The organism is Curtobacterium sp. MCLR17_032, from assembly GCF_003234795.2.
Lineage (GTDB): Bacteria > Actinomycetota > Actinomycetes > Actinomycetales > Microbacteriaceae > Curtobacterium.
On record NZ_CP126268.1, the window covers coordinates 806607 to 827290 of the forward strand.

The following is a 20684-nucleotide window of genomic DNA, read 5'->3' on the forward strand; positions in this document are numbered from 1 at the left end:
CTCGCACCCGTCGTCCGACGTCCCCGGGCCGCGCTCGTTGCGCGGACCGGACACCGTGTCCAACGGGCGTACTCGGGGCTCGTCCGGGCTTGGCCCCGCGCAGTCCGCGGGGGATGCTGGTCATGCGCCTCCGAACCCCTCGGGTCGGGCGCACCAGCAGGAAGAGCGCACCGTGAACGAGCGCGTCCGACCCTCCCTCCACGAACTCCGGCTGCAGGCCGACGAATGGCACCGCCGCGGGCTCAGCCACCCGGACGAGATCGACGCGATGGTCTCCCGTCGCACGGCCGGGTCCACGCCCGCCGAACCCACCTACGCGGACTTCTTCACCGTCGTCTGAGCACGGCGGACCCCACACGGAGGACCGCACGCCGCGGACCGTGCGTGGAGGACCACGCGCGCCAGCCGGCCGCCCGACACCGCCCCACGGCGGCGTGCGTAGGCTCGACGGCATGTCCGACTTCTCCGCAGACCAGGCCGCCGTCGTCCGCATCGAACGCTCCGAAGAGGGCCGCTGGGACCTCACGCTCATCAGCGACAGCGGTGTCGCGATCGGCCACGGCGTACACCTGTTCGACCGCTCGGAGGACGACGGGGTCGACGAGCTCACCGCCGCGCAGGACTTCGCGGGCGGGTACGGCTGGCGGTTCGAGGGCGACGCGGTGCAGCAGGACGGCCCGGATGCGTTCTGGGCACCCCTCATCCGCAACTGAGCGGACCTCACCCCAGTCCGGGTGAACCTCGGGCTTCCGCGTTCCGTGGATGAGAAGATGGCCGCGTGCCACCGATCCACCACGACAACGGGTTCCGCAAGCAGCGGTTCACCGACGCGGGCGGCTCGGACTACACCGCGATCTTCCGCACCGAGTACTCCGGGCAGGACCTCCGCCGGGACACCACCACCGCCACCGACACCTTCGCCAGCCAGGGCACCCGGTACGAGTACTTCGTCATCGGCGACGACGACCTGACGCTGCGGACCATGAACGCCCGCGGCGGTCGACGGGGCGGGGTGATCGGCCCCAGGGACGACCACGTGGTGTTCTGGCTGCAGCATGGCCGACTCGAGATGCACTTCGCGGACCGGTCCCGCGTGATCGAGCCCGGCAGCCCCTACATCGCCTCGGCGTCCGAGGCGTACCGCTTCGAGTCCGAAGAGACCGTCTACAACGGCGTGCACATCTCGGACGCGTTCCTCCGCAAGACCGCCGGGGAGCTCGGCTACCCGATGCCCGACGGGCCCGTCCTGTTCGACCAGCAGGACGAGCGGATCGCCCGGCGCGAGCCGCTCCGTCGTCTGCTCGGCGAGGTCAGCCCCACCCTGATGGACGACCGGGTGCGCGGTGCGATGCGGACGGCGCTGAACCGCCGCCTGGCGACGGTCGTGCTCGACACCTTCCCGCTCCGCGACCGCGGGGACGACGTCCCGACCGCCAGCCGACTGCGTGACGCGATCGCCTTCGTCGAGGAGCACGCGCGTGACCGCCCCTCGGTGCCGGCCATCGCCGCCGCCGCCGGACTCAGCGAGCGCGGCCTGCAGGAGGTCTTCGCCCGCACGCTCGGTGTCACGCCGAACGGCTTCCTCCGCGACCAGCGCCTGGACGAGGTCCGGCGCGAACTGCTCCGGGGGGAGTCGCCGAACAGCGTGCTCGAGGTCGCTCGCCGCTGGCGCTTCACGAACCCGAGCCGCTTCGCCACCGCCTACCGCGCCCGGTTCGGCGAGGACCCCTCGGCGACGCTGCGTGCGGCCACCTCGCAGCGGCCCGACGGCCGGTCCTCCTGGCGGATCCGTCAGGCGGTCGCCTACATCGAGACGCACCTCGACGAGGTCTGCACCGTCGCGGACATCGCCGCGGCCGCCGGTCTCCGGCCCCGGCGACTCCAGCAGCTCTTCAAGGAGGAGCGGGGCACGACGCCGACGGCCTTCCTCCGCGACCTGCGTGCGCTGCGGCGGTCCGGCGACCGCTCCTGACCGGCTCGTCGGTGGTGGTCCGCCATGTGATCAACGGCCGGACGGGAGGCGCGGATCCGGCCCGCCACGGGCCTCCCGGCTGGGTGGTCTGCCGACCTCAACGTCCTCTGTGGATGCGTCGGACGCGCCCGGCAGGATGTTCCACATGGGAACCAGTTCGCGACTCCGTCCCGCCGTGCTGCGCGGCCTCGTCCCGCTCGGGCTCGTCTCGATCGCCCTCACCGGGTGTTCGACCGGGTCGGGTGACCCGGCACCGACGCAGACGGTGACGCAGACGGTCGCGCCGTCGGCGGAGTCGACGGAGACCCCGACGTCGACCCCGACCGCGACGCCGGCACCGGTGCAGACGCCGCAGCCGACCGCCACCCCGACGTGTGGCAGCGAGGACCCGACCAGCGCGATCCAGCAGGCGGCCGCCCGACTCGGCGCACCGGCCGGCATCGAGGGGGCGGAGTGGGACACCGCCGGGGCCGCTCGCGGCGGGTACGACCCGTGCGCGGCCCTGTCGTGGGTCGTGTTGCGCCCGACCGACTCGACCGGCAGCTCGCCGTCGGCGATCCTGCTGTTCCACGACGGCACGTACCTCGGCACGGCGACGAAGGTGCAGTACCCCTTCACGCCGGAGGTCACGCGCACCTCGGACGCTGCCGTGTCGGTCACGTACCGGTACGCGCGTGACGGGGAGTCGAACGCCGAGGCGAGCGGTCGCGTCGACGCGACCTACCGCTGGGACGACGCGGCCGGACGGGTCGTCATGACGGGGGACGTGCCTCCCGTCCCGTGACCCGCTGGGCGCCTCGGCCGGTCAGCGGCTGACCGGTCAGTGGTCGGTGACGAGCGCGACCATCTCGGCGACGACGGCGCGGAGGCGCGTGGCCAGGTCCGCCTGGTCCTGCACGCTGAAGCGGTGGGCCGCCTCGGTCAGGGCCGCCATCACGAGGGCGACGGCCGTGCGGGCGGTGTCCTCGTCGGTGCGGGTGCTGACGGCGGCGATGAGGGACTGCCGGGACTCGGCCATCCACCGCATCACCATCGACGTCATCTCCGGGCGGCGGACGAGCAGCTCCTTCGCGCGGGCGCGGTCCGAGGAGAGCGGCACGGTGTGGGCGACCAGGTCGCAGACGTCGTCGATGAGCGGCCCGCCGGCGGTGGCGAACCGGTCGCGGACGGCGTCGGGTACCTCGACGGTGTCCAGGCCGATGGCCGCGTGGGCCTTCGACGAGAAGTAGTTGAAGAACGTGCGCGGGGAGACGTCGGCGTCGGCGCAGATCTGCTCGACCGTGACGCCGTCCAGGCCGTGGTCGGTGATGCGGGTCAGCGCGGCGTGGTGGATCGCTTGCCGGGTCTGCTGCTTCTTCCGTTCGCGGAGCGTGCAGGGCTCGGTGCTGCCGACGGCGCTGTCGGGTGCGGGTGCGGGTGCTGCCGTGGTGGTCACGGGCGACCTCCGGTGGGGGAGTGGTGGGACGGGCCGCCCGCACGCTGCCGACGGTGGTCGGCGGACGTGCGGGCGGCCCGGGTGGTCACCGACGCTGGGTCGGCGTGGAACCGGTCATCGGACCGGTGAAGGAGCCTGCCTCGGCCGCGGCCATGCCGGCCTCGGCTTCGAGCTGTGCCTCGGCGGACATGTCCGCCTGCTCCTGCAGGGCCGAGCGCTGGCGCAGCGGCGGCACCTTGAAGAACCAGGTCAGCACGAAGGCGAGCAGGATCACGGCGAGTCCGACCCAGTAGATCGTGACGGACGAGGCGTTGAAGCCGGCCATGAACGGACGGGTCAGGCGCGGGTCGGCACCGGTCAGGAACGAGGTGTCGTTCGTGGCCGAGGCGCTCGAGTCGTCGTTCGCACCCTTGTCGATCTGCTTGACGAGGTCCGGGACGACCTGGTCGACCCAGTAGCCGCGCTGTCCGGCGTCCTTCCAGTCGACCGCGAGCTGTCCGTCGACGACGCTGGCGTGCGCCTGGTCGGCGGCCGTCGCCAGAGCGGTGGTCTCGGCCTGCGGGGTGGCGTCGGCGACCTGCTGGGCGATCACGGTCTCGGCGGCGGCGGCCGGGATCGTGCCGGCGGCGACCTGCGCCTGGACGGCAGCGGTGACCTGCTGGGTGACCGCCTGGTCGGCGGCCTGCTTCGCGGCGGTGGTGCCGCGGTCGAGCCCGGAGTCGATGCTGTCCTGGATCGGGCCGACGATCGGGTCCCAGTTCTGGTCCATGACGCCCTGGTTCGCCTTCGCGCTGGCGACGGTGGGGTTCAGTGCTGCGTCGAGGGCGTCGGTCAGGTCGGCCTTGTCCGCCGTGGCGTGCACGATGTTGGCGGGCATCACCGAGAACAGGATCGACAGCAGCACGGCCGTGCCGAGCGTTCCACCGATCTGGCGGAAGAAGGTCGCCGAGCTGGTCGCGACGCCCATGTCCTTCGCCTCGACCGAGCCCTGCGACGCGAGCGTCAGGGACTGCATGACCGAACCGAGTCCGAGACCGATGAGGAACATGCCGATCATCAGGAACCAGAGCGGCTTGTCGATCGTCATGAAGGTCAGGACGACGTAGCCGGCGGAGACCAGGGCGGTGCCGATGACCGGGAAGACCCGGTAGCGGCCGACGCGGGCGACGATCTGACCCGAGGTGATCGAGGCGATCATCAGGCCACCGACCAGGGGCAGCGTGGCGAAGCCGGACTCGGTCGGGCTGAGGCCGACGACGATCTGTAGGTAGAGCGGGATGGTCAGCATGGCGCCGAACATCGCGAAGCCGACCAGGAAGCCGATGACCGTGGCCATCGAGAACGTGCCGGAGCGGAAGAGCTTGAGCGGGATGATCGCCGCGTCGCCCATCTTCGACTCGATGATCAGCAGGGCGACCAGGCCGACGGCGCCGATGACGTAGCAGGCGAGTGCCGCGGGGGAGCCCCAGCCCCACGTGCGGCCCTGCTCGGCGACCAGCAGCAGCGGGACGAGGGTGACGATGACCGAGGTCGCGCCCCACCAGTCGACGACCGGCTTGTCCTTCTCGTCGTGCACCTTCGGCAGGTGCAGGAAGACGATCACCATGACGAGCGCGGCGATGCCGATCGGCACGTTGATGAGGAGCACCCAGCGCCAGCCGGTGATGAAGAGGATCTCCGAGGCGCCGGCGAGCAGGCCGCCGATGAGCGGGCCGATGACGGACGAGATGCCGAAGACGGCCAGGAAGTAGCCCTGGTACTTGGCACGCTCACGCGGGGCGAGGATGTCGCCCATGATCGCGAGCGGCAGCGACATCAGCGCACCGGCACCGATGCCCTGCACGGCGCGGAAGGCGGCGAGCATGAGCATCGACGTGGACATCGACGACAGGACGGCGCCGAGGATGAAGACCACGATGCCGAAGATGTAGAGCGGACGACGGCCGAAGATGTCGGAGAGCTTGCCGTAGATCGGCGTCGCGATCGTCGACGTGATCAGGTAGGCGGTGGTGACCCACGCCTGCTGGTCGAGCCCGTGCAGGTCGTCGCCGATGGTGCGGATCGCGGTACCGAAGACCGTCTGTCCGAGGGACGACAGGAACATGCCCGCCATCAGCCCGTAGATGACGAGCAAGATCTGACGGTGGGTCATCAGGGGTTGCTGACCGGGCGCACCGGTGGTGGCGCTCCGGCCCGACACCGGCGTCTGTGCGGTGGCTGTTGACAATGCGGGTCCTTCTGGTTCGACGTGCCGGACGGCGAGTGCGTCGTCGGGCGGAGGCGAGGCGGGTGCGGGGGCCACCGAGGGGCCGCTGCGCAACCTGAAACCTTGCAGGCTCCGCAACTTTACATCCATTGCGTTCTGCAAGCAACTAGTTGGCGCGTCGTACGATGGCGCCGTGCCCGAGGACCAGCGCCCCGACGACGACGACCGCCCGGACGACGACCGCCCGGACGACGACCGACCCGAGGCCGAGCGGCTGCTCCGTCGGCAGCTCGACCGGCTCTGGGTGCGCCAGACGCTGCGCACGGTGCTCATCGAGCAGTCCGGCGGCCTCGACCCGACCGCCCGGGTGATCCTGCGGGCCGTCGAGCGCCTGGGTGCGGTCCGCTCGACCGCCGTCGCCGAGCGCACCGGCCTGTCGCGCCCGGTGGTCAGCCGGCGGATCGCGGGGCTCGTCGACGCCGGCTACGTCCGCACCACCCCGGACCCGGACGACGGTCGCGCGGCCCTGCTCGCACTGGCCCCCGCCGGACGTGCCCTGTTGGACGGCCTCGACGCGCAGGGGGACGCGGTGTTCGACGACGTCACGAGCGTGTTCGACGGGCAGGAACTGCGCGACCTCGCCCGGCTCCTGGCCCGGTTCAACGACCGTGCGGCGGAGGTGCTCGGCGCCGGCGGCGAGGACGCCGGAGCGGGTGGAGGGGTCCCGACCTGACCCGGTGACGGACGGGAGGCACGTGGTGACGCCGCCACGCGCCTCCCGTCCGTCTGGGGTCCAGCCCGAAAACGGGATACCGTTCTCCCCATGAGCACCGAGAACACCACCCCCGCCGAAGCCGTCGACGAGGAGCCCGTGATCACCTTCGCCGACCTCGGGCTCAGCGACCCCGTCCTCAAGGCCGTCAAGGACATCGGGTACGAGACCCCCTCCGCGATCCAGGCCGCCACCATCCCGATCCTGCTCGAGGGCCGCGACGTCGTCGGCCTCGCCCAGACGGGTACCGGCAAGACCGCCGCGTTCGCGCTGCCCGTGCTGTCCCGCATGGAAGCCGGCTCGAAGCTGCCGCAGGCACTCGTCCTGTCCCCGACCCGTGAGCTCGCGCTCCAGGTCTGCGAGGCGTTCGAGCAGTACGCCGCCCACATGAAGCACGTCCACGTCCTGCCGGTCTACGGCGGCCAGGCGTACGGCGTGCAGCTGTCCGCCCTCCGTCGCGGCGTCGACGTCGTCGTGGGCACGCCCGGTCGCATCATGGACCACATCGCCAAGGGCACCCTCGACCTGTCCGAGCTGAAGTACCTGGTGCTCGACGAGGCCGACGAGATGCTCAAGATGGGCTTCGCCGAGGACGTCGAGACGATCCTCGCCGAGACGCCGGACACGAAGCAGGTCGCGCTCTTCTCCGCGACGATGCCCGCGCAGATCCGTCGCATCTCGAAGCAGTACCTCAACGACCCGGCCGAGATCACGGTCAAGGCGAAGACCACCACCTCGGCGAACACGACGCAGCGCTACCTGGTCGTGTCGTACCCGCAGAAGGTCGACGCCCTGACCCGCATCCTCGAGGTCGAGGACTTCGAGGGCATGATCGTCTTCGTCCGCACGAAGAGCGAGACCGAGACCCTGGCCGAGAAGCTCCGCGCCCGCGGGTACGCCGCCGCCGCCATCAGCGGTGACGTCGCCCAGGCCCAGCGTGAGCGGACCGTCAACCAGCTGAAGTCCGGCAAGCTCGACATCCTGGTCGCCACCGACGTCGCCGCCCGCGGGCTCGACGTCGACCGCATCACCCACGTGGTGAACTTCGACATCCCGATCGACACCGAGTCGTACGTGCACCGCATCGGCCGCACCGGTCGTGCCGGCCGGTCGGGTGCCGCGATCAGCTTCGTCACCCCGCGTGAGCGTCGCCTGCTCACCGCGATCGAGAAGGCCACCCGTCAGCCGCTCACCCAGATGCAGCTGCCGAGCGTCGAGGACGTCAACTCGACCCGCCTGACCCGCTTCGACGACGCGATCACCGCCGCCCTCGGGCAGGAGTCCCGCGTCAGCGCGTTCCGCGACATCATCGCCCACTACGTCGAGCACCACGACGTGCCGGAGTCCGACGTCGCCGCAGCCCTGGCCGTCGTGGCGCAGGGGGACACCCCGCTGCTCCTCGACCCCGCGGACGACCGCGCGCGCCAGCAGATCGAGCGCGACGAGCGTCGCAGCCGCGACGACCGTCCGGCCCGTGATCGTGACCGTGACGGCGACAGCGGTGGTGGCGACCGCCGCCGTCGCTCGGTGCCGATGACCGCGTACCGCATCGAGGTCGGCCGTCGCCACCGCGTCGAGCCGCGCCAGATCGTCGGTGCACTCGCCAACGAGGGCGGCCTGCGCCGCGACGACTTCGGCGCGATCCAGATCCGTCCGGACTTCTCCGTCGTGGAGCTGCCGGCCGACATGGACTCCGGCGTCCTCGACCGTCTGCGCGACACCCGCATCAGCGGCAAGCTCATCGAGATCCGTCCGGACAGCCGGGGCGGTGTGCGTCGCGAGAGCGGCACCCGTCGTGACGGCGCCCGCTACGGCGACCGCGACGACCGCGGCTCGCGTGACGACCGCGGTGGCTACGGCGACGACCGCAAGCCGCGCCACACGCGCGACTGACGCAGTGACGTCCGAGCCGGTCGCGTGGTGACGCGCGAACCGGTCTGACAGGAGGCCCGACACCAGCTGGTGTCGGGCCTCCTGTCATGTCTGTGGAGAACCTGGCCCGTCGGCCCGGTGACCCGGTATGGTTGACGACGTCAGAGCCTCCGGGGGATCTTCTGCGCGGGGGTGCAGGTACGAAGAGAAGAAGAGGGGTTCACCATGTCGCGTGTGCTTTCGACCGAACAGGCGAAGACCGCCATCCGCCAGATCCAGTCCATCGTGAACGGTGGCTTCACGGACCAGATCTCGCAGCTCGACGCCCAGGGGCGCGTGCTGTCCGACTCGAACGTGTGGGACGGCCCGCTGGCGTCGAACTTCCGTGGGTCGACCTGGCCCGAGACGAAGGCTGCGCTGGACAAGGCGAAGACCGAACTCGAGCAGCTCCGCACGCAGCTCGACAAGATCTCGCAGGACATCTTCACCGCGGGTGGCGGCGCGTAAGCAGCCGTTCACGCAGCGCCCGGGCCGTCGACCAGTTCGACGGACCGGGCCGCTGTCGTCTGTGGGGGCGGGCTGAGCTCCCGGGACGACCAGCACGACAAGTACGACAAGTACGACAAGTACGACAAGTACGACAAGTACGACCAGCACGACCAGGACGACGACCGGGGGACGGGACATGAGCGACTTGCACGGGGCAGCACCACTCGAGTTCGACAACGCGACGGCCGACGCGCTCGTCGCCGAGCTGACGTCGACGGCGGACACGATCGAGGGGCAGTCCGCCAGTCGAGCGTCCTACGTCACGACCGCCGCCACGGACTTCCGCGGTCACTTCGCCGACCTCTTCGGCCAGAACGCGACGACCGCCGCGACCGACGCCACCCGGCTGACCGGGACCCTCCGCGAGGTCGCGGGATGGGTCCGGATCCTCAAGACCGCTGCCGAGCAGGAGAACGCGCGTCGCAAGCGCGCCCGCGACTGGCAGAAGGAGCACGACGACCGCAACTTGCTCGAGGTCGGTCACGACTGGCTGTTCGGCGAGGACAAGCCGCCGTCGGAAGCGCCCGAACCGGAGCCGGTGTTCCAGTCCAGCACGCCGCCCGCGGGCACGCGGCAGACGCCGACGCCGGGCTCCGGTGGCGGCGGGGGCGGTGGGACGTCGTCGGCCCGTCCCGACGACCTCCGGTCATTCGCCACCGGGTCCGGGGACCTGAACGGGCAGCTGACCGGACGTGGTTCGGCGCTCCGCGGCAAGCTCGACGACTTCGCGTCCCGCTGCAAGTGGGGCTCCATCAGCGCGCACGGCGTCGCCAGCGCGATCGACGGCTGGCTGACCGCGAACGACGCCGACGTCACGTGGGCGAACACCGTCGCCGCCGCGTTCGAGGCCGCCGGTGGCAGCGGAACGGTGTCCACGGTGTCCGACGTCGCCCTCGCCGCCGCGCTGCAGGGTGCCGGGGTCTCGGCCGATCGGTCCGGGCTGACGATCGAGCCGCCGCAGGCCTTCGGCGCCCCGCCGACGACCGGCTACTCGCTCGACCCGGTGAACACCGCGACCGGCAACTTCCTCGAGTCGGAACTCGACCTCGGGTTCACCGGGGCGTCCGAGCAGCTCCGACTCACCCGCATGTACAACTCGCTCGACGACCGCGTGGGCGTGTTCGGGCGCGGCTGGGCGTCCGTGCTCGAGACCGCGCTGGCCGTCGACGACGAGGGCGCGACCCTGACGCAGGCGGACGGCCGCGTGCTCCGGTTCCCGCGGAACGGCGACGGCTGGGACCAGGCCGTCGGCGAGTACGCCCGACTCGCGCAGGAGGGCGAACGCCTCGTCGTCCGCGACTCCGACGGCGGCTGGTGGGCGTTCACGCCGTCCGGTACCTGGCTGGCAGCCGGCACCGGCCCGGGCACGACGGTCCGGGTCGAGCGGAGCGCCGACGGGACCGTGTCGCGGCTGGCGCACGAGCGAGGTCGCTGGATCGACGTCGAGACGCTCGACGGCCGGGTCGTCGTGGCGCGCGGCTCGGACGGCCGTCGCGTCGAGTACGAGTACGAGTACGACGACGCCGGACAGCTCACCCGCGTGCACGGTCCGACGGGCACCCGCTCGTACGAGTGGGACGACGACGGCCTGGTCGTCGCGGTGGTCGACGAGCACGGCGTCGTGGAGGCCCGCAACACCTACGACGGCGACCGTCGCGTCGTCGAGCAGGTCACCCCGCACGGCCGCACCGTCCGGTTCGCCTACCTGCCCGGCCGCGTCACCGTGGTCTCGGACCCGGACGGCTCCCGGTCGAACACGTGGATCGCGGACGCGAAGGGCCGGCTCGTCGGCGTCGTCGACACGGATGACGCACGACAGTCGATGCACTACGACGCCCGTGGTCGCCTCGTCTCGGTCACCGACCGCGACGGTTCGGTCACCGTGCACGCCGTCGACGACCGCGGCCGGCGGACCCGGACGGTCACGCCATCGGGTGCGGACATCACCTACGGGTACGACGACCAGGACCGCGTGACCACCGTCGTCACGGAGACCGGCTCCGTCGTGACCTACGAGTACACCGGCGACGAGCGTGACCCGTCCGTCGTCGTCGACCCGGAGGGCGGGCGAAGCGAACTCACCTGGGAACGCGGACTGCTCCGACGCGCGGTCGACCCCACCGGCGTCACCGTCGAGCTCGAGCACGACGAACACGGCGAACTCGTGGCGACCCGGAACGCCCTCGGCGACGTACTGCGCGTCGAGCGGGACGCCGCCGGACGACCGACCGCGGTGACCGCCCCCTCCGGAGCCCGCACCGAGTACCGGTACGACGCCGCCGGCCGCCTGACCTCCCGACGCGACGCGGACGGCGCCGAGTGGACCTTCGAACACGAGGGCTCCCGGATCGTCGCCGTGACCGACCCCACCGGCGCCCGCACGGCCTACGGCTACGGGGCGAACGGGGAAGCCGAGCGCACCACCGACCCGCTCGGACGCACCGTCACCCGCACGTTCGACGACCTCGGCAACGTCGCCGCGCTCGACCTGCCCGACGGCGGTCGCTGGAGCTTCGTGCACGACCCGCTGTCCCGGCTGCGCGAGACCGTCGACCCCGAGGGCAACGTCTGGCGACGCGACCACGACCGGAACGGTGCGCTCACCGGGGTCACCGACCCGACCGGTGTCCGGGTCGAGGGCGACACCGACGTGACGACGGGCGTCGCGACGCTCCGGGACGCCTTCGGCACCACGATCGTCCGCCACGACGAGTACGGCCGGCCGATCGAGTCCACCCGTGACGACGGCCAGGCCGAACTCATCACCTACGACCGCTGCGGCCGACCCGTGGAGCTGGTCGACGGCGAGGGCGGTCTGACCCGTTTCGAGCGGGACCTCGCCGGCCGTGTCCTCGCCGTCGTCAGCCCGTCCGGCGCCCGGACGACCTACGAGTACGACGTCTGCGGACGCCCGTCCGCCAGCACGGACCCCCTCGGCGCGCGGACGGAGCTCGGGTACGACGCCGACGGCCGCATCGTCACCCGGACCCTGCCGACCGGTGACGTCGAGCGCACCGCGTACGACGCCGTCGGACGGGTGACCACGCGGAGCACCCCCGGTGCCGGCACGGCCCGCTACCGCTGGGACGCCGCCGGCCGACTCGTCAGCGCCCAGGACGTCCGCTTCGGACAGCGGCGGTTCCGCTACGACGCGGCCGGGCAGCTCGTCGAGGCCGTCAACGGACTCGGCGGCGTGACCCGGTTCACGCACGACCTCCGCGGCCGGGTGACGAGCGTCACCGACCCGCTCGGCGGCGTGACGACCTACCACTACGACGGTGCTGACCGTGTCGTCGTCGTGACCGATCCGCTCGGTCGTGCGACCTCGGCGACGTACGACGCCGCGGGCCGCCAGACCGGGCAGACCGACCCCGACGGGCACACCACCACCTGGTCGTTCGACGCATCCGGGCGACAGCACACCGTCGCGGTCGACGGACGGACCGTGTCCGAGGTCCGCTTCGACCGCGCCGCCCGCACCGTCGTGGTCACCGACCACAGCGGTGGCGACGGCCGCGCGTTCGACCACGAACTCCAGCACGACGGCCGCGGACTGCTCGTCCGCCGCAGCCGCGGGGACCGGTCCGTCACGTGGGAGTACGACGCCGACGGCAACCGCACCGCCCGGACCGAGCCCGACGGCACCCGCACCAACTACCGTCGCGACGCTGCCGGTCGGCTCGTCGCCGTGGAGCGGGTGGGCCTGCCGGTCGTCTCGTTCGTCCTCGACCCGGCCGGACGCCCCGTCCAGGCCGCGGCCGGCGACGTCGTGCACGCCTGGAGCTGGGAGAACGGCCGTCTGGTCGCCCACACCACCACGACCACCGACGGCGCCGACACCACCCGGATCGAGCACGACGCCGAGGACCGCATCCGCGCCGTCGTGCAGGGAGGGGCGACCACCACCTACGAGCACGACGAGGCCGGTCAGCTCGTCCGTGCCGGACACCCGGACGGGTCGTCCTCCACGTGGGCGTACGACGCCGCCGGTCGCCTCGTCGCCGAGCACGTCGGTGACACCGGGCGCCGGCACGAGCACGACGCTGCCGGCACGCTCCTCGCGAGCACCGACGACGCGACGGGCGAACGCGTCGAGTACGTCTCCGACGGGCTCGGTCGCCGCGTCCGCCGGACCGCCGCGGACGGCACGACCACCGAGTACGCGTGGGACGACCTCGGACACCTGAGCGCGGTCGTCGACCGCGACGCCGCGTACACCGAGACAGGCGCGCACCGCCTCCGCGTCGACGTGCTCGGCGAACCGCTCGAGGTCGACGGCGCCGAGACGTGGTGGGACACCGCGTCCCCGACCCCGTCGCTGCTGTCGATCGGGAGCGTGCACGTCCTCGGCCTGCCGGGCGGGATCACCGCCGTCGGCGACGACTGGGCCCGGCCGACGTGGCGAGCTGCCCGCGCCACCGACACGGCGGACCCGTGGAGCGCGCTCGACGCGGCCACGGGCCTCCCGGCCGGGATCGACCTGACCGCCACCGGCGGGCTCGCCGTCGCGGGGCTCGAGTGGCTCGGTGCCCGCGTGTACGACCCGTCGGCCCGTGGGTTCCTGTCGGTCGACCCGTTGCCGCCGGTCATCGGTACCGCCTGGTCCGGCAACCCCTACGCCTACGCGGGGAACGACCCGCTGCACGCTGTCGACCCGCTCGGGCTCCGACCGGCGACGGACGCCGACCTGCAGGCGTACCAGGACGAGCACGGCAGTCACTGGGAGTACGTCGTCGCTGGGGCGGCGGTCGTGGCCGGCGTGGCACTCATGTTCACCGGGGTCGGCGGTCCGGCAGGGCTCGCGCTCATGGCCGCCTCCGGTGCGCTCGTGAGCGGTGGCATCTCCGTGGCGTCCCAGAAGGCGTCGAACGGCTCGGTCGACTGGGGCAAGGTCGGCGTGGACGCGGCGATCGGCGCCGGCACCGGCGCGCTCGGCGCAGGGACCGGAGCGGTCTTCGCGGCCCGTGCCGGATCGAGCATCGCGGCACGAGCAGCAGCCGCAGCGGGGAGCGGGGCCATCGAAGGTGGCGCCGGGAACGTCGCTGCCTACGCCGCCGGGCCAGGCCCGCACACCGTCGCCGGCTACGCGCAGGCCGGAGCGGAAGGTGTCGTCGTCGGTGGTGCGACGGCCGGGATCACCGGCGCCCAGCCACGCTGGCTCAACCACGAGGTGGCGTCGACGTTCAAGTACGGGATCTACCGGTCCGGGTACTCCCACGAGGAGATGGTCCTCAGTCGTGCCGGTGACACCGGACCGCGCTCGGAGTTCGGTGGCTTCTGGTCACACGACAAGCCGACGAGTGTCGCCCAGGCACGCGAGGACAAGGCGATCCTGCCGGACTGGTACGACAAGCGGACCGGGGCGATCACGGGATCGAGCCCCCTGTCCAGCGGCTACTCGGCGCGCTTCGACACGGGCACCCCGATGTACCGCGGTCAGGTCGCGCCGCAGACCGGACTCGACGGACACGTGTACCGCGGTGGTACCGAGCAGGTGCACATCCCGCAGTCCTGGAACCACGGGACGATCGTCGACCAGTGGCCGCTCCCGTGAGCAGGAGGCGTGAGATCGAGCTCGCGGCCCTGCTCGAGCGGTTCGCTGTGCTCGTCGACGGGGTCGGGGAACCGGCGTTCGCGGACCTGTACCGGCAGCACGCCGCGAGCCTGCGGGCCGAGCCGTCGCCCGACGACCGTCGCGCCATCGCCGAGGACGTGGTCGCCACACTCCGGGTGTCGCCGGGCTCGCTCGCGGACCGCTACCTCGTCGACGACGCCGGTCAGCCGGACCGTGTGCGGTCGGCGGAGTACGTCGAACTGGTCGACGCCGTGCGGAAGCGTGCCAAGCACCTTGCCTGACGGTGTGGACCGACGGCGCGGACGACGCCAGCACACCGTTCACCTCGCCTCGGCCGGTTCTCCGCCGGTCGTCGTGCTGCGCCGGTCGCCCTCGCCCTCGGAGGGTACGGACCTCGGACTGTTCGGCGGCGTCACGGGCTTCGACACCGTGCACCACACGCTCGAGAACAACGGGTACCACGCAGGATGACGAAGGCCAGGCGCTGGCTCGGACAGCGACAGCATCCGGTGAACCTGATCGCGGCGGCGTGTCTGCTGGTCGTGGCGATCGGCGTCCCGATCGGCATAGCCGGGGAACACGCCGGCGTTCTCGTTCCGTACCTGACGGTGGGTTCCGTCGCCGGACTCGTCTGGGCAGGGAGCGTCTTCGCGCTGCTCCGACCCGTGACGGCGTCGTCGCTCCTCGTCGTCGGGATCTTCGGCGCGATGTTCCTCTTCAGCCGTGTCCTCGACGGGTGGGATGCGGCCCTCCTGCCCTTCGCGATGTGCAGTCTGGCGGGATCGGTCTTCGGTGCGCACCTGCGGTGGACGGTGGAACGCCTCCGCGTCTGACATGAGGTCAGCGCGGGAGCGTGTGGACCCGCTGTCGGAACGAGACCAGTGCCGGTCCCAGCAGCTGCACCGCGCGCACCGCGGACACCGGTGCGGCCTCACCGAGCTGGTCGCGCGGATCCGCTCGCAGGCCTGGTGGCTCCGGCACCTGCCGTTCTGACCGCCGTCCTGCACAGCGTCGAGCAGCACCTCCGGCGTCCCCAGATCGGGGCATCCTGCTGACAGGTGTCGCCCCGCTGCGGTAGACAAGACAGCACGCCGGAGTCGACCCGAACGACGCCGAGCGGACGGCGCCGCCCGTGGACCCTGGATCCGCCGACGGCACCGGATGGGACACCCGTGCGCGGCAACCGCGTGCGCGGGACTTCGGGGATCAGGAGGGACGCCGTGCACCGCAGCGACGGGTCAGCAGGGGTGCGCCGATGACGGCGCTGGACGTCGGTCGACGCGACCGTCGTCGACTGACCGTCGGCACGCCCCGCCGCCGACTCCTGGCCGTCCGGACCGTCGCCGTGCTCGCGGCGGTGTCCGGCCTGAACTACATCGGCTGGCGCTGGATCGCCTCGGTGAACTGGCACTCGTGGTGGATCGCCGTGCCACTGATCCTCGCCGAGACGTACAGCGTGATCGACTCGGTGCTCTTCGCGTTCGGGGCGTGGAGGCTCCGCGAGCGCGGCGAACCACCGACGAAGCCGAGCACCGACGTCACGGTCGACGTCTTCATCACCACGTACAACGAACCGATCGACCTGGTGATGCGCACCGCCCTCGCGGCGAAGGCGATCACGCACCCGCACACGACCTGGGTGCTCGACGACGGCAACCGCCCCGAGATGCGTGCGGCCGCCGAGGCCGCGGGGCTCGGCGTGATCACCCGCGGCAAGGACTGGGTGGACCGTCCGCGGCACGCCAAGGCCGGTAACCTCAACAACGCCCTGCTCGCCACGCAGGGGGAGTTCCTGCTCATCCTCGACGCCGACCAAGTGCCGGAACCCTCGATCCTCGACCGCACCCTCGGCTACTTCAAGGACGAGCGGATGGCGCTCGTGCAGACCCCGCAGTGGTTCGAGAACGTGCCCGACTCGGACCCGCTCGGCAGCCAGGCGCCGCTGTTCTACGGACCGATCCAGCAGTCGAAGGACGGCTGGAACGCCGCGTTCTTCTGCGGCTCGAACGCGATCCTCCGGCGCGAGGCGCTGATGCAGCTCGGCATCACGCGCTACGTGCGGGAAGTCGAGACGAGCGTCCAGCGCACCATCAAGACCGCGAAGAAGCTCCTGGGCCGGGCACGCGAGACCGAGACGGACGAGCGGGTCCTGGTCGCCCTCGACGACGCCGAAGCGGTCGTCGACCGGGCACGGGACGAGATCGCGTCCGGCGAGCCGCTCGGTGACGTGACCTACCGCTTCCAGCGTGGTATCGACGCGATCGCGTTCCGGTTCGCCGCCGCCGACCTCGAGTCGGTCCGCGCGGACCTCCAGGAGCTCGCGGCGATGTCGACCGACGCGAACACGTTCGCCGGCCTCGACGACGCCGCCCTCGACGTCCTCGGGCAGCGGGGTGCGTCGCCGGTGGCCGCGATCGAGTCGATCGCGGTGCTCGCCCGGGCGCTCGACGTGAACCGCGACGACGAGGCGCAGGCGATCATGCCCCTGGCCACGATCTCGGTGACCGAGGACATGGCGACCGCGATGCGTCTGCACGGCCTCGGCTGGCGCTCGGCCTACCACGACGAGATCCTGGCGAAGGGGCTCGCGCCGGAGGACCTCGAGACGATGCTCGTGCAGCGGCTCCGCTGGGCACAGGGCACCATGCAGGTCTTCTTCCGCGAGAACCCCCTGGTGCAGAAGGGCCTGTCGTTCGGGCAGCGACTGATGTACTTCTCGACGATGTGGAGCTACCTGTCCGGCTTCGCCGCCGTGGTGTACATCGCCGCCCCGGTGCTCTGCCTGTCGTTCGGCGTCGTGCCGGTCCAGGCCTACAGCACCGACTTCTTCGCCCGGCTCATCCCGTTCCTGGTGCTCAACCAGCTGCTGTTCTGGGTGGTCGCCGCGGGCAGACCGACGTGGCGCGGGCAGCAGTACTCGCTGGCGCTCTTCCCGGTGTGGATCGAGTCGGTCACCAGCGCGTTCGAGAACGTCTTCCGCGGCCGGCCGCTCGGCTTCCGCGTGACGCCGAAGGTCCGCGACGCCAGTGCCGCCAAACCGCGCTGGGACCTCGTGAAGCCGCAGCTCATCGCGATGGCGGCGCTCGCCGCGGCTCTGGTGATGATCGGCATCCGGTACCTGACCGGTCAGGCGGAGGGGATCGCGCCACTGGTGAACACCGCGTGGGTCGTCTTCGACCTCTTCATCTTCAGCATCGTGATCCGGGCGGTCCGCTACAAGGGCCCTGACGCCCCGGTGGCCCTGGAACACGAGTCCACGACGGTCGGAGGACCTCTGTGAGCACGCACGCGAGCATCGACGTCCCCGCGGTCCCGGCGTCGCTCGACACCGTGCAGGACACCTTCGCCGCGTGGTGGGACGGCCAGGGGATCGACGACCCGACCTTGCGGTTCCGACTGGAGACCGCCCTGGTGGAGGTCGCCGCGAACGTCATCGAGCACACCCGCCGGTCGGACCCGCACGAGGGGCGTCGGTTCGTCCTCGACCTGACCGCCCACGACACCGAGCTCGTCGCGGTGCTGTCGGACAACGGCATGCCCGTGGACATCGACCTCAGCGCCGTGACGATGGCCGACCCGGAGGACGAGGGCGGGCGCGGCCTGGCCCTGGCGATCGCGGCGCTCGACCGCCTTGAACACCACCACGAGGGTGGGCGGAACGTCTGGGTGCTGGTGTGCGACCGGTGAGGCAGCTCGGGGCGCGGGTCGTCGCCTTCCTCATGGTCATCGGCGTGCTCCTGCTCGGCGGAGCCCTGCCGGCGAACGCCGCGACGAGCACCCCGACGGCCGCCGCGACGAGCACTCCGACCAAGGCCCCGAGCACGGCTCCGACCGGCGCCGTCGACCCGCCGACCGGCCGGACCTGGTTCGGCCCCGACCTCGACTGGGGCTCCGACGCTCCGGACGGCTACGAGGGCCGCCTCGGTGCGACCCCCTCGATGTACGGCGTCGAGATCGCCTACCCCGTCGACGGGCGGGCCGAGCAGCAGTTCCTCCGCTCCACCCGGGCCGCCGCCGCACAGGGTGCCGTGCTGGTCGTCAGCCTGGTGCCCGACGAGTCCCTCGGGTCCCTGACGACGGCCGATGCCCGTCACGCGAACACCCTGTTCGAGCGGGCCCACCGGCAGTACGACACCCAGCTCCTGGTCCGCTTCGCCCCGCAGATGAACGGCACGTGGGTGCGCTGGGGGCAGCAGCCGACGCAGTTCGTGCGGGCCTTCCGGACGGTCGCGAAGCAGGTGCACGCCGGGGACTCGGATGCCCGCATGGTGTGGTCGCCTTCCTACGGCGCCGGCTACCCGTTCGGTTCGTCCGCGGGCCGTCTGGCGGACCTGTCGGCGACCGACACCGAGAAGCTCGACACCAACGGCGACGGCCGGCTGACCGCCGCCGACGACCCCTACGAGCCGTACTGGCCCGGGGCGTCGTCCGTCGACTGGGTCGGCCTGTCGATCTTCTTCTTCGGCAAGGGCAAGGCGACCGAGGCAGCCGGCCGTGACGTCCCGCTGACGCGCAACGACGTGCCGGCGTCGGACGAGGTCGCACAGCGCTTCGCCGAACGCTGGGGCTACGACCAGCAGCAGCCCCGGTCCTTCGTCGACCGGTTCGCCGTCGACCGCGACCGCCCGATGCTGCTCGACACGGGCGCGCTCTACGACCACTCCCTCGGTGGTGCCGGCGAGCTGCAGGTGAAGCAGAGCTGGTGGCGGCAGGTGTTCGCCGAGGTGCGGGAGACCCCCGAGATCCGCGGGGTGACGTACATCGAGGCGAACCGTCGGGAACCCGAGGCCGGCAACCGCGTGGCCGACTGGCGTTTCGCGAAGGCTCCGGGGATCGCCGGGTCGTTCCGCACGGACCTGCAGGACGCCGACCAGTTCGTGTTCGGGCCGGTCACCGACCGGGTCACCCCGCAGCAGGGGGCCGCCGCGACGAACCAGCAGCTCGACACCGGTGGCGACCAGATGGCGTGGATCGTCTGGCTGGCGGCGGGCCTGGCGCTCGTGTTCGTGGTCAGCGGGCTGGTCGGACGGCTCGTGCCCAGCTGGCGCTACCCGGACGACGGCAAGCCGGGGCGCGATCTGCGACTCGACCTGTTCCGCGGGTTCATCATCCTCGCCGTGGTGATCACCCACATCGAGGTCTCCGGCCCGTACTCGTACCTGACGCTGCACGCGGTCGGCGCGATCACCGGTGCCGAGATGTTCGTGTTCCTCTCCGGCATGGTGCTCGGCATGGTCTACCCGCTCGGCATCGCCCGGTTCGGCGAGTGGGCGTCCGCGATCGGGGCGTGGAAGCGTGCCCGGAAGCAGTACCTCGTCACGCTCGCGGTGATCCTCATCGTCTTCGCGCTGAGCTTCGTCCCGCTGTTGAACACGGACGCGATCACGACCTTCACCGACCGGGGCACGGGTCTCGACGGCGTGCAGGCCGAGGGTCGCGTCTACGACCTGTACCCGAACGCGATGCAGCTGTTGGCGTACCCGCCGCCCTGGTACGCGATCCGGCAGTTCCTGCTGCTCGAGATGGGCCCCTGGCCGTTCAACATCATGGGCCTGTTCGTGGTGCTCAGCCTGTTCATCCCGGTGTTCATGTGGGTGATCCGACGCGGCTACTGGTGGGCGCTGCTCGTCGTCAGCTGGGCGCTCTACGTCTTCCAGGCGGTGAACCCCGACTTCAAACCGCTGAACTCGCAGTTCGACGCGGTGTTCCCGCTGCTGACCTGGCAGGTGGTCTTCACGCATGGACTGGTCCTCGGGTACTACCGACGCCAGATCACCCGGGCGCTGACCGGCCGGCTCGGCAAGGTCCTGATCGGCGTGCTGATCTGCGGGTACGCAGCCTTCCTGGTCTACGTCTGGGCCGGCGACCGCTTCGACTTCACGCCGACGCCGTTCCCGGCGACGATGTACCAGGACCTCTACAACACCGCGTACCAGCGGGTGGACCTGCAGTGGGGCCGTCTGATCGACATCGCGTTCTTCGCGATCGTGTCGTACGCGATCCTCACCGTGTTCTGGAAGCCCGTGAACGCCGTCATCGGGTGGCTGTGGATCCCGCTCGGCCAGGCCAGCCTCTACGTGTTCGTCTGGCAGGTCTTCTTCGCGCTCGTGATCGCGTCGCTGCCCCTCGACTACGGCAACGTCTGGATCGGCACCGCCGTGCACACCGCGCTGATCCTGCTCAGCTGGTACATGATCCGGCGGAAGTTCCTGTTCTCCGTCATCCCGCGCTGACACCCGGCAGCGGCTGGCGACCGCCAGCAGCTGACGACCGGTAGCAGTCCGGCACCAGCCCGGCCCCGAC

General features: G+C 71.5%; 15 protein-coding genes. 13 read left to right on the forward strand and 2 right to left on the reverse strand.

The genetic code is table 11. The features are described 5' to 3' along the window. The first annotated feature begins 172 nt into the window (after positions 1-172). The 4 genes from DEI97_RS03890 to DEI97_RS03905 all read left to right on the forward strand — a co-directional run bounded on the left by DEI97_RS03890 (position 173) and on the right by DEI97_RS03905 (position 2756). On the forward strand, positions 173-340 hold the full coding sequence (locus DEI97_RS03890) for a hypothetical protein (RefSeq protein ID WP_181432932.1): 168 nt from the start codon (positions 173-175) through the stop codon (positions 338-340). A 112-nt stretch (positions 341-452) separates the two neighbouring features. After that, positions 453-713, forward strand: a complete 261-nt coding sequence (locus tag DEI97_RS03895) for a hypothetical protein (RefSeq protein WP_111075808.1) — start codon at positions 453-455, stop codon at positions 711-713. Between the two features lie 65 nt (positions 714-778). Continuing rightward, a complete protein-coding gene (locus tag DEI97_RS03900) occupies positions 779-1972 on the forward strand; it encodes a helix-turn-helix domain-containing protein (RefSeq protein WP_111075809.1) in 1194 nt (397 codons plus the stop codon). Between the two features lie 145 nt (positions 1973-2117). Further along, positions 2118-2756 carry an LppP/LprE family lipoprotein gene (locus tag DEI97_RS03905; protein WP_111075810.1) on the forward strand — a complete coding sequence of 213 codons (639 nt, stop codon included), beginning with the start codon at positions 2118-2120 and terminating at the stop codon, positions 2754-2756. A gap of 36 nt (positions 2757-2792) precedes the next feature. On the opposite strand, the gene DEI97_RS03910 is transcribed toward DEI97_RS03905, so the two are convergent. Next, positions 2793-3407 carry a TetR/AcrR family transcriptional regulator gene (locus DEI97_RS03910; RefSeq protein WP_111075811.1) on the reverse strand — a complete coding sequence of 205 codons (615 nt, stop codon included), beginning with the start codon at positions 3405-3407 and terminating at the stop codon, positions 2793-2795. Between the two features lie 85 nt (positions 3408-3492). After that, complete coding sequence (locus DEI97_RS03915; protein ID WP_111075812.1) at positions 3493-5559, reverse strand: MDR family MFS transporter; 2067 nt, start codon at positions 5557-5559, stop codon at positions 3493-3495. 247 nt (positions 5560-5806) lie between these two features. Here DEI97_RS03915 and DEI97_RS03920 point away from each other — a divergent pair, with 247 nt between their 5' ends. From DEI97_RS03920 to DEI97_RS03960, 9 genes are all read left to right on the forward strand, one after another. After that, complete coding sequence (locus DEI97_RS03920) at positions 5807-6346, forward strand: MarR family transcriptional regulator (RefSeq protein WP_181439325.1); 540 nt, start codon at positions 5807-5809, stop codon at positions 6344-6346. Between the two features lie 90 nt (positions 6347-6436). Further along, positions 6437-8278, forward strand: coding sequence for a DEAD/DEAH box helicase (locus tag DEI97_RS03925; protein WP_111075814.1), 1842 nt, complete (start codon positions 6437-6439; stop codon positions 8276-8278). A 204-nt stretch (positions 8279-8482) separates the two neighbouring features. Further along, complete coding sequence (locus tag DEI97_RS03930; protein ID WP_111075815.1) at positions 8483-8764, forward strand: pyrophosphorylase; 282 nt, start codon at positions 8483-8485, stop codon at positions 8762-8764. Between the two features lie 178 nt (positions 8765-8942). Then, positions 8943-14360, forward strand: coding sequence for a DUF6531 domain-containing protein (locus DEI97_RS03935; protein ID WP_111075816.1), 5418 nt, complete (start codon positions 8943-8945; stop codon positions 14358-14360). Further along, positions 14345-14662, forward strand: a complete 318-nt coding sequence (locus DEI97_RS03940; RefSeq protein WP_111075817.1) for a hypothetical protein — start codon at positions 14345-14347, stop codon at positions 14660-14662. The genes DEI97_RS03935 and DEI97_RS03940 overlap by 16 nt, the downstream gene beginning before the upstream one ends. 186 nt (positions 14663-14848) lie before the next feature. Further along, positions 14849-15214: a hypothetical protein gene (locus DEI97_RS03945; RefSeq protein ID WP_111075819.1), complete on the forward strand. Its 366-nt coding sequence runs from the start codon at positions 14849-14851 to the stop codon at positions 15212-15214. A gap of 422 nt (positions 15215-15636) precedes the next feature. After that, positions 15637-17661: a glycosyltransferase gene (locus tag DEI97_RS03950; protein ID WP_111075820.1), complete on the forward strand. Its 2025-nt coding sequence runs from the start codon at positions 15637-15639 to the stop codon at positions 17659-17661. Then, positions 17658-18068: an ATP-binding protein gene (locus DEI97_RS03955; protein ID WP_111075821.1), complete on the forward strand. Its 411-nt coding sequence runs from the start codon at positions 17658-17660 to the stop codon at positions 18066-18068. The genes DEI97_RS03950 and DEI97_RS03955 overlap by 4 nt, the downstream gene beginning before the upstream one ends. After that, positions 18065-20614 carry an OpgC family protein gene (locus DEI97_RS03960; protein WP_146248217.1) on the forward strand — a complete coding sequence of 850 codons (2550 nt, stop codon included), beginning with the start codon at positions 18065-18067 and terminating at the stop codon, positions 20612-20614. Before DEI97_RS03955 ends, DEI97_RS03960 begins: the two co-directional genes overlap by 4 nt. Positions 20615-20684: the final 70 nt, after the last annotated feature.

What these genes read in the sequence shown, in the direction of transcription:
- DEI97_RS03950 (WP_111075820.1), top strand. Translation starts at nt 15,637, where the DNA reads ATGACGGCGCTGGACGTCGGTCGACGCGACCGTCGTCGACTGACCGTC.
- DEI97_RS03895 (WP_111075808.1), top strand. Translation starts at nt 453, where the DNA reads ATGTCCGACTTCTCCGCAGACCAGGCCGCCGTCGTCCGCATCGAACGC.
- DEI97_RS03945 (WP_111075819.1), top strand. Translation starts at nt 14,849, where the DNA reads ATGACGAAGGCCAGGCGCTGGCTCGGACAGCGACAGCATCCGGTGAAC.
- DEI97_RS03905 (WP_111075810.1), top strand. Translation starts at nt 2,118, where the DNA reads ATGGGAACCAGTTCGCGACTCCGTCCCGCCGTGCTGCGCGGCCTCGTC.
- DEI97_RS03915 (WP_111075812.1), bottom strand. Translation starts at nt 5,559, where the DNA reads ATGACCCACCGTCAGATCTTGCTCGTCATCTACGGGCTGATGGCGGGC.
- DEI97_RS03925 (WP_111075814.1), top strand. Translation starts at nt 6,437, where the DNA reads ATGAGCACCGAGAACACCACCCCCGCCGAAGCCGTCGACGAGGAGCCC.
- DEI97_RS03935 (WP_111075816.1), top strand. Translation starts at nt 8,943, where the DNA reads ATGAGCGACTTGCACGGGGCAGCACCACTCGAGTTCGACAACGCGACG.
- DEI97_RS03930 (WP_111075815.1), top strand. Translation starts at nt 8,483, where the DNA reads ATGTCGCGTGTGCTTTCGACCGAACAGGCGAAGACCGCCATCCGCCAG.